6 protein-coding genes and 1 tRNA gene are annotated in these 7,772 nt (G+C 31.1%); 4 read left to right on the forward strand and 3 right to left on the reverse strand.

The features are described from left to right. Window positions 1-2: 2 nt before the first annotated feature. Window positions 3-1,136: a dTDP-4-amino-4,6-dideoxygalactose transaminase gene (gene rffA / locus M0D21_RS20400; protein WP_248332952.1), complete on the reverse strand. Its 1,134-nt coding sequence runs from the start codon at window positions 1,134-1,136 to the stop codon at window positions 3-5. Between the two features lie 233 nt (window positions 1,137-1,369). Between rffA and M0D21_RS20405 the strand changes: the two genes are divergently transcribed. The 4 genes from M0D21_RS20405 (at window position 1,370) to M0D21_RS20420 (ending at window position 6,544) form a co-directional block, all read left to right on the forward strand. Next, window positions 1,370-2,272, forward strand: a complete 903-nt coding sequence (locus M0D21_RS20405; protein ID WP_248332953.1) for a methionyl-tRNA formyltransferase — start codon at window positions 1,370-1,372, stop codon at window positions 2,270-2,272. A 47-nt stretch (window positions 2,273-2,319) separates the two neighbouring features. Next, window positions 2,320-3,243 (forward strand): glycosyltransferase family 2 protein, encoded by a 924-nt coding sequence (locus M0D21_RS20410; protein WP_262922149.1) that lies wholly within the window; start codon window positions 2,320-2,322, stop codon window positions 3,241-3,243. A gap of 205 nt (window positions 3,244-3,448) precedes the next feature. Beyond that, window positions 3,449-5,419 carry a hypothetical protein gene (locus tag M0D21_RS20415; RefSeq protein WP_248332957.1) on the forward strand — a complete coding sequence of 657 codons (1,971 nt, stop codon included), beginning with the start codon at window positions 3,449-3,451 and terminating at the stop codon, window positions 5,417-5,419. A gap of 18 nt (window positions 5,420-5,437) precedes the next feature. Next, window positions 5,438-6,544 carry a glycosyltransferase family 2 protein gene (locus M0D21_RS20420; RefSeq protein ID WP_248332958.1) on the forward strand — a complete coding sequence of 369 codons (1,107 nt, stop codon included), beginning with the start codon at window positions 5,438-5,440 and terminating at the stop codon, window positions 6,542-6,544. A gap of 2 nt (window positions 6,545-6,546) precedes the next feature. Here the strand turns inward: M0D21_RS20420 and M0D21_RS20425 are convergent, their stop codons facing one another. Beyond that, a complete protein-coding gene (locus tag M0D21_RS20425) occupies window positions 6,547-7,467 on the reverse strand; it encodes a lysylphosphatidylglycerol synthase transmembrane domain-containing protein (protein WP_317250774.1) in 921 nt (306 codons plus the stop codon). Window positions 7,468-7,606: 139 nt separating this feature from the next. Continuing rightward, window positions 7,607-7,679 (reverse strand) — tRNA-Gly (locus tag M0D21_RS20430). Between the last annotated feature and the right edge of the window lie 93 nt (window positions 7,680-7,772).

Here is a 7,772-nt window from a genome sequence, read left to right on the forward strand (position 1 = left end):
TTTTATATTCTTCTAAAAAAACTTATTACCAAATTAATTATTTTATCCTGATCCTCTATATCCAATTCATAATATAAAGGTAGGCGAAGTAATCGATCTGCAAAATTATCGCAATGCTCCAATGTATTTAAAATACTATTTTGCAAATGAAAAGGACTTTTATGTAGTGATAAGTAATGAAATACTGCATGTACCCCATTCTCTTTTAAAAAAGAGATTAACTCGCCTCGCTCATTATTATTTGCACAAACTAAATAAAAAAGATGACCATTTGCAGTTGCAAAATCAGGAACTACCGGTAAACGAACAAACCCTTCTTCCTCAAGCTCTTTAAGTTTAAAAAAATAGTTGTTCCAAATTTTTTTTCTTCTGGATTGAATCTTTTGTAAATTCTCTAATTGAGCAAATAAAAATGCTGCTGTTACATCAGAAGGTAGAAAGGAAGAACCTACATCTACCCATGAATATTTATCAATTTCACCTCTAAAAAACGCAGAACGATTGGTTCCTTTTTCCCAGATTATCTCTGCCCTTTTATCAAAACGTTCGTCGTTCACGACAAGCATCCCTCCTTCTCCTGAAATAATATTTTTGGTTTCATGAAAAGAAAAAGCTGCCAAATGGCCTATGGTACCTAAAGGCTTTCCGTTGTAATAAGAGTCAATGGCTTGTGCTGCATCCTCCACCACAAACAAGCCATGTCTACTCGCGATATCCATAATAGTGTCCATATCACAAGATATTCCAGCATAATGCACAACCACAATAACTTTGGTTTTTGAAGTGATTAAAGATTCTATATTTGAGGCATCAATATTCGGGTTATCTTCATAACTATCGGCAAAAACTACCTTTGCGCCTCTTAAGACAAAAGCATTAGCGGTCGAAACAAATGTAAATGAGGGCATGATCACTTCATCTCCCGGTTCTATGCCAACCAGAATCGCTGCCATTTCTAACGCATCGGTGCATGAGGATGTAAGCAAACAATTCCTATACCCCATTTTATTTTCAAAAAAATCATGACATTTTTGAGTATAATATCCATTTCCGGAAATCTTACCACGAGCAACTGCATCTTTAATATAATACAACTCATCACCTGTCATGTAAGGTTTATTAAATGGAATATTCATATTAAAATCATTCTAAAATTAGTAAAGAAGTAAAAATTCAAGGCTATTAATTGTAAGAGGTAAGTTTATTTCAAATATTTTCAAAAAACAAAAAAACTTTAGGATTAATTAACTAAACTAATACATAAAACAAAGACATCCTAACAATCTAACTACAAAGCAATAATCTAAATTCTTTTATTTTTTTGTGAATTATATTGATAATTTTAATTTTTCAATATATTATTACACCTATGAAGGTATCACTTTATTTAATGTCACAAAAAGGCTTTGAGGTTTTAAAAGCATTAAAAAGTAATGGGTACGAAATACATATATCAGAAATTATTGTCGGCAGAGATAAAAATGTGAAAGATGATTTTTCAGAAAAAATTATTTCCTACTGCTTAAAAAACGAGATAAAACATTACGAAAGAAAGGATTCATATGTAATAACCTCAGATTTTTCAATAGCAATATCTTGGCGTTGGTTAATTCCAGAAAGCAAATCCAAATTAATTGTATTACATGATTCTTTATTACCAAAATACAGAGGTTTTTCACCCTTGGTTAACATGCTCATTAATAAAGAAGAAGTAATTGGAGTAACTGCCTTATTTGCATCAAAAGAATATGACAAAGGTCCAATAATTGAACAATCTTCAACAGAAATCTCTTATCCCATAAAAATTTCTGATGCTATTAACATTATAACTAATAATTATGTAGAACTTGTTTTAAAAATAGTTGAAAAAATACGTTTAGGAGAAAAAATAACTACATATCAGCAGAATGAAAAACTTGCCACTTATAGTCTTTGGAGAGATGAGGAGGACTACGAAATTGACTGGAATCAAAGTGCTGAATCAATTTTAAACCTAATAAATGCAGTATCAAAACCTTATAAAGGTGCTTCAACATTTATTAATGGAAATCAAAAAATACGAATTCTGGATGCATCAATAGAAGACGATGTACACATAGAAAACAGAGATGCAGGTAAAGTAATATTCATAAAAGAAAATTGTCCGGTAATAGTTTGTAAAACAGGATTAATTAAATTGAGTGAGGTAATCGATGATAATACAGAAAAAAATATATTACCTTTTAAAAAATTTAGAATCAGACTTACTAGTCAAACACCCTATAATGGTTGATTCTAAGTATTGATAGAATTAAGTTGTAAATTATAAAAATAAGATTTTTGGAAATTTCAATTGTAAGCCCCGTTTATATGGCTGAAAATCTTGTTCATGAATTGGTGAACAGGTTGAATTCAACGTTAACTTCTGTTTGCGACAATTATGAAATTATACTTGTTGAAGATGGAAGCCCCGATCGCTCTTGGGAAGCCATTGACGAAATTTGTAATAATAACAAAAATGTTAAAGGAATAAAACTTAGTAGAAATTTTGGACAACATTACGCAATTACCGCAGGGTTGGCAAATGCTAGAGGTAATTGGATCATTGTAATGGATTGCGATTTACAAGATAGACCAGAAGAAATCCCTAAATTATATAAAAAAGTATTAGAAGGGTATGAGATTGTTTATGCCCAAAGAGAGCAAAGACAAGATAATATATTTAAAAAACTTTCCTCAAAAATTTTCTACAAGACGTTCGGTTATTTAACCAACAGCAAACAAGATCCTTCTATTGCAAATTTTGGAATTTACAAGAAATCTGTAATTCATGCGATATTATCTATGAAAGATTATGTTCGTTTTTTCCCTACCATGGTGCAATGGGTTGGGTTTGAAAGTACGAAAATCAATGTCGAACATAGCACAAGGGCCTCAGGGAAATCTTCGTATTCATGGAGAAAGTTAATACATCTTGCTATCGATAACATCATTTCATTTTCTGATAAACCTCTTAAATTAACTATTCGTCTGGGGCTAACTATAGCAGCTATTTCTTTCCTGTCAGGGTTATTTTATATGTACAAATATTTTAATGGAGAAATTAAAGTTCTTGGTTTTGCTAGTATAGTCATTTCAATCTGGTTTCTATCTGGCTTAATCATTTTTATTTTAGGTGTAATTGGAATGTACTTAGGCAAATCTTTTGATCAAGTAAAAGAAAGACCTAACTACATTATATCAAAAAAAATCAATATGTCCTAAAAACCACTGTATAAGCACTATTTCAGATAATTTCTTTTTTTGAAAAACACATCCGAATACATATTCTATACTAAAACAAACTCTTAACTGGGTAGAATATCGAAATCGATATTCAAAAAATATTTATATTAGACCGTATTAATATTAAGTTTTAAACCGGACTTAGTTTAAACATCATCAAAAACCCTAAAAACTAACCAAAAGAATGCAACGTAGTCTACTTACAAAAAGAAATGAGATTCTTGTTTTGATTGCTATATTGGCTACGACTTTCTTTGTATATTTAAACCATTTTGACAACCCTTTTTTCTTTGACGACTACCACACTATTAATGAAAATGAATCTATTCGTAGTTTAAATAATTGGACAGAGTTTTTTACCAATGCCGATACATTTAGTTCGCTTCCTGCAAACCGATCCTATAGACCTATCATAACCCTCAAAAACGCCATTGATTATTCGCTAGCTGGAGGGTTAAATCCAAAATATTATCATTATCATATTTTCCTTTGGTTTGTGGTTTTGATCATTCTTATGTTTTATTTGATCAAACACTTATATGATTCTGCCGATAATAAAAACAAATATATTGGTAGTGTTAGCTTAATGGCGACAACCTGGTTTGCTCTGCATACCGCTAATGCGGAAACTATTAATTACATATGCGCGCGATCTGATTCTTTTTCAACATTCTGTGTAGTTTTATCATTGCTGCTTTACATACATCCTTTTGGAAGGAAATGGTTTCTATATATAGGAACCATGATAATTGGGATTTTGACAAAACAAACTGGAGTAATGTTTTTTCCAATACTTTTCGTTTACATCCTTTTATTTGAAGAATACGCAATTATCGATGAATTTAAAGTAAACACGAAGGAGAAAATAACCTCATTTTTAAAAAAAATTGGTCCTACAGCTATTATTGCAACATCCTTATTCATATTTAATCAATATTACTTAACTCCAGATGCTACAGTTTCTACAAACTACTTAGTTACAAGATTCGAATATGTGAGCACTCAATGTTTTGTAATCATGCACTATCTTGGAAATTTTATACTACCAATAAATTTAAGTGCCGACCCTGACATAGAAATCATAAAACCATGGTATGATCTTAGGATTGTAAGCGGGTTATTGATAATTCTGGGAATGCTATTCTTAATGATTAAAACGGCACTAAAAAAAGAATTAAGACCTATTTCTTTTGGAATAGCTTGGTTTTTCATTGCTTTAATACCAACGAGTTTTAATCCCCTATTTCAAATCGCTAATGACCATAGAACCTTCTTCCCTTATATAGGACTCTTTATAGCAATTCCCTGGTTTATTTTTATAACAATACGCAAGTACAACTTAATTCAAAACAATAAAAACATTTCTTCAGGTATCATAATAGTTTTTACTGCGTTAATGGCATCACATGCTTATGGAACTTTTCAAAGAAACAAAGTATGGAATTCTGAAGAGAGCTTATGGAAAGATGTAACTGTGAAAAGTCCAAAAAACGGAAGAGGACTCATGAACTATGGACTTACTCAAATGGAAAAGGGAAATTTAGACGTTGCACTACAATATTTCACCAAAGCAAACGAACTAGAACCTAATTATCCTATTCTTCATATTAATTTTGGGATACTATATGCTGCAAAGAAAAATTACATGGAAGCTGAAAAATATTTTAAATCTGCCATTAGTTTTAATACGACCTCCCCTGCCCCAGAATATTTTTATGCACGATACCTTTATCGAAGAGGCAGAATTTCTCCGTCCAAAAACTTTTTGCTTAAAGCCTTAGAAAAAAGCCCAAACCATACTCAATCCAAAGAGCTTCTTGCAACGATTAATGCAAAACCAAATAAATCACTAAAAGAAATAGAAATTTTAAAGGAAAAAATTAAAACCACCCCTAATCCCGAAAATTATATAGATCTAAGTCTATTATATTATAATTCTCAAGAATACGAGCTAGTAATTTCTACTTGTAAAGATCTGCTAAAAATAGACCCAAACAATCTTCAAGCTTACAATAATATATGCGCTGCATATAATCAAATGAAAAAATGGGAACTTGGATATGAAGCTTGTAAGAAAGCTTTAGAAATTGATCCTAATTACCAATTAGCTAAAAACAACCTAAAGTGGGCCGAAGATAATATCAAAAAGAAATAAAAACCAAAACAAAAGATAATGCTTAATAATAAAACAATCGGTGTTGTAATCCCATGCTACAATGAAGCCTCTCAAATTACAATGGTAATTGAAAGTATGCCTGAGTTCGTTGACCGTATTATTATTATCGATGATGTTTCCACAGACCAAACTATAGATGTTGTTCTTAATTATATTAAAGAAAATAACAACAATTCTTCTTTACAACTTACTTCTAATCTAAGGACAGAAATTACTCCTACCATTTATAATCGGGCAGATATTGAAGTTCATCAAAAAAACATAGAAGAAGTTAAGAAGTTTCACCCTAATGAAATTCTAAATAACAACCCCGATCATGAAAAAATCATTTTAATCAAACATCTGAAAAATGGTGGTGTGGGGGCTTCTGTCGCCACCGGATACAAATGGTGTAAAGATCACGATATAGATTGTGCCGTAGTGATGAATGGTGATGGACAAATGGATCCTAACGAACTTGAATCAATCTGTAAACCTATAGTCGAAGAAGGAATTGATTATGTAAAAGGAAATAGACTTATACACAAAAGCGCATGGGTCATAATTCCTCGTATTAGGTTTTTAGGAAACTCTATTCTAAGTATTCTCACAAAAATAGTTTCTGGTTATTGGGGCATCTCAGATACGCAAAGTGGATACACCGCAATGTCCAATCATGCATTAAATTCTATCCCCCTTTTTAAAATCTACAAGAGATACGGAATGCCAAATGATGTATTAGTAAAATTAAACATTGCTTTTTGCACAATTCGAGAAGTAAAAATAAAACCAGTATATGGAGTTGGAGAGCAATCAAAATTGAATGTAGTTAAAGTAACCTTCCCTATACTCTTTTTATTAATCAGATCCTTTTTCACAAGACTACACACAAAATATTTGATAAGAAGTTTTCATCCTCTATTTCTTTTGTACTGGATTTCATTCATCATTGGAATAATTAACATGTATTTTCTGTATCATTTACTGGCCAATTTTTTTGTACCCGACTCTAAAACTCCAACAGATTACCTTATCATTTTTATATTCCTAACTATATCAGGCTTTCAATCACTATTATTTGCTATGTGGATGGACATACAAGATAACGAAAGGTTATCCCGCTAACTTTACTTTATTTTTTTTAGCTGACTTATTTCCACAGGAGATAAGTAAAAAAATATAGCACCTGGTATTAGGGATATAAGTTGTAGAACGAAAATAATTAAAGATAGTGCGATTGCATCTTCCGAAGCAAGTCCATATAGATTGAATATCACAACCAAAGAAGTTTCGCGAACACCAATCCCTAAAATAGTTATCGGAAGAAGAGATAGAACCCCTAAAATAAAAACTCCAAGAAATAAACCTAAATGATCAATTGAAATCCCCATACCCCAAGCGACGTAATTAAAAATACCGTAAATCAATATCATACTAAAAAAAGTAAGTATAATACCTAATACCACTTTATCTCCTTTTAAGTTATGTGAATTAAAAGCACTCAACCACGGCATTAAAATTCTCTTCAGTTTATTCCTAAGAAAGTAATACCCCAAAATGAACCCAACAAAAACAAAACCCCAAAACAATATTGATTCATAAGTATCAGGAGGCTTCAACAAATTAAAGTAAACCTGATAATATATAATTGCTATTAAACTAAAAAAAAGAAGACAAACTAAGTCAAACAAACGATCCATAATTAGACTAGCTAATCCCACTTTTTTATTTGGCAAGTTTTCTTTAATGTAAAATAATCTTGCAAAATCCCCTATTTTCCCTGGAGTAATATTCGCAAGAAACAAACCAATAAAAAACACCTTGAACGCCTGGTAACTAGATAAAGAAATCCCGTAAGAATTAGAAATTATTTTCCACCGTAAACTCTTTAAATAAAATGCTATCCAAAAAACAGGTAATGCTCCAAGTAAGTAACTAAATGAAACTTTTTTTAAAGATTCTAAAGTTTTATCCCAACCAATATTATAAAGTAACAGAAAAAACAAAATGAAACCTAAAAACTTTATGTAAAAACTATTTTTTTTCAAATTACAAGAATAAGTGATTAAGCATCAAATGCTCCCTTCATAACGAAATTAAGAAATTACAACATACCAAATACATGATATAACGACAAGAAAACAAAAAAGATTCTGCATCATTCATAAAAGAAGCAGAATCTTTTCGAGCGGGAGACCGGGTTCGAACCGGCGACATTCAGCTTGGAAGGCTGACGCTCTACCAACTGAGCTACTCCCGCATTAGTGACCGCAAATATATTAGATTTATTCAAAATACAAAACTAAATATCAATTTTCTATTTTTAGATTTTACTTTTAACAAAAAAGGGATT

The sequence above is a fragment of the Aquimarina acroporae genome, assembly GCF_023195925.1.
Taxonomy (GTDB): Bacteria; Bacteroidota; Bacteroidia; order Flavobacteriales; family Flavobacteriaceae; genus Aquimarina; species Aquimarina acroporae.

Bases quoted from the DNA above. Each gene is read 5' to 3' on its own strand.
- M0D21_RS20415 (WP_248332957.1), top strand. From the start codon at position 3,449: ATGCAACGTAGTCTACTTACAAAAAGAAATGAGATTCTTGTTTTGATT.
- M0D21_RS20420 (WP_248332958.1), top strand. From the start codon at position 5,438: ATGCTTAATAATAAAACAATCGGTGTTGTAATCCCATGCTACAATGAA.
- M0D21_RS20405 (WP_248332953.1), top strand. From the start codon at position 1,370: ATGAAGGTATCACTTTATTTAATGTCACAAAAAGGCTTTGAGGTTTTA.
- rffA (WP_248332952.1), bottom strand. From the start codon at position 1,136: ATGAATATTCCATTTAATAAACCTTACATGACAGGTGATGAGTTGTAT.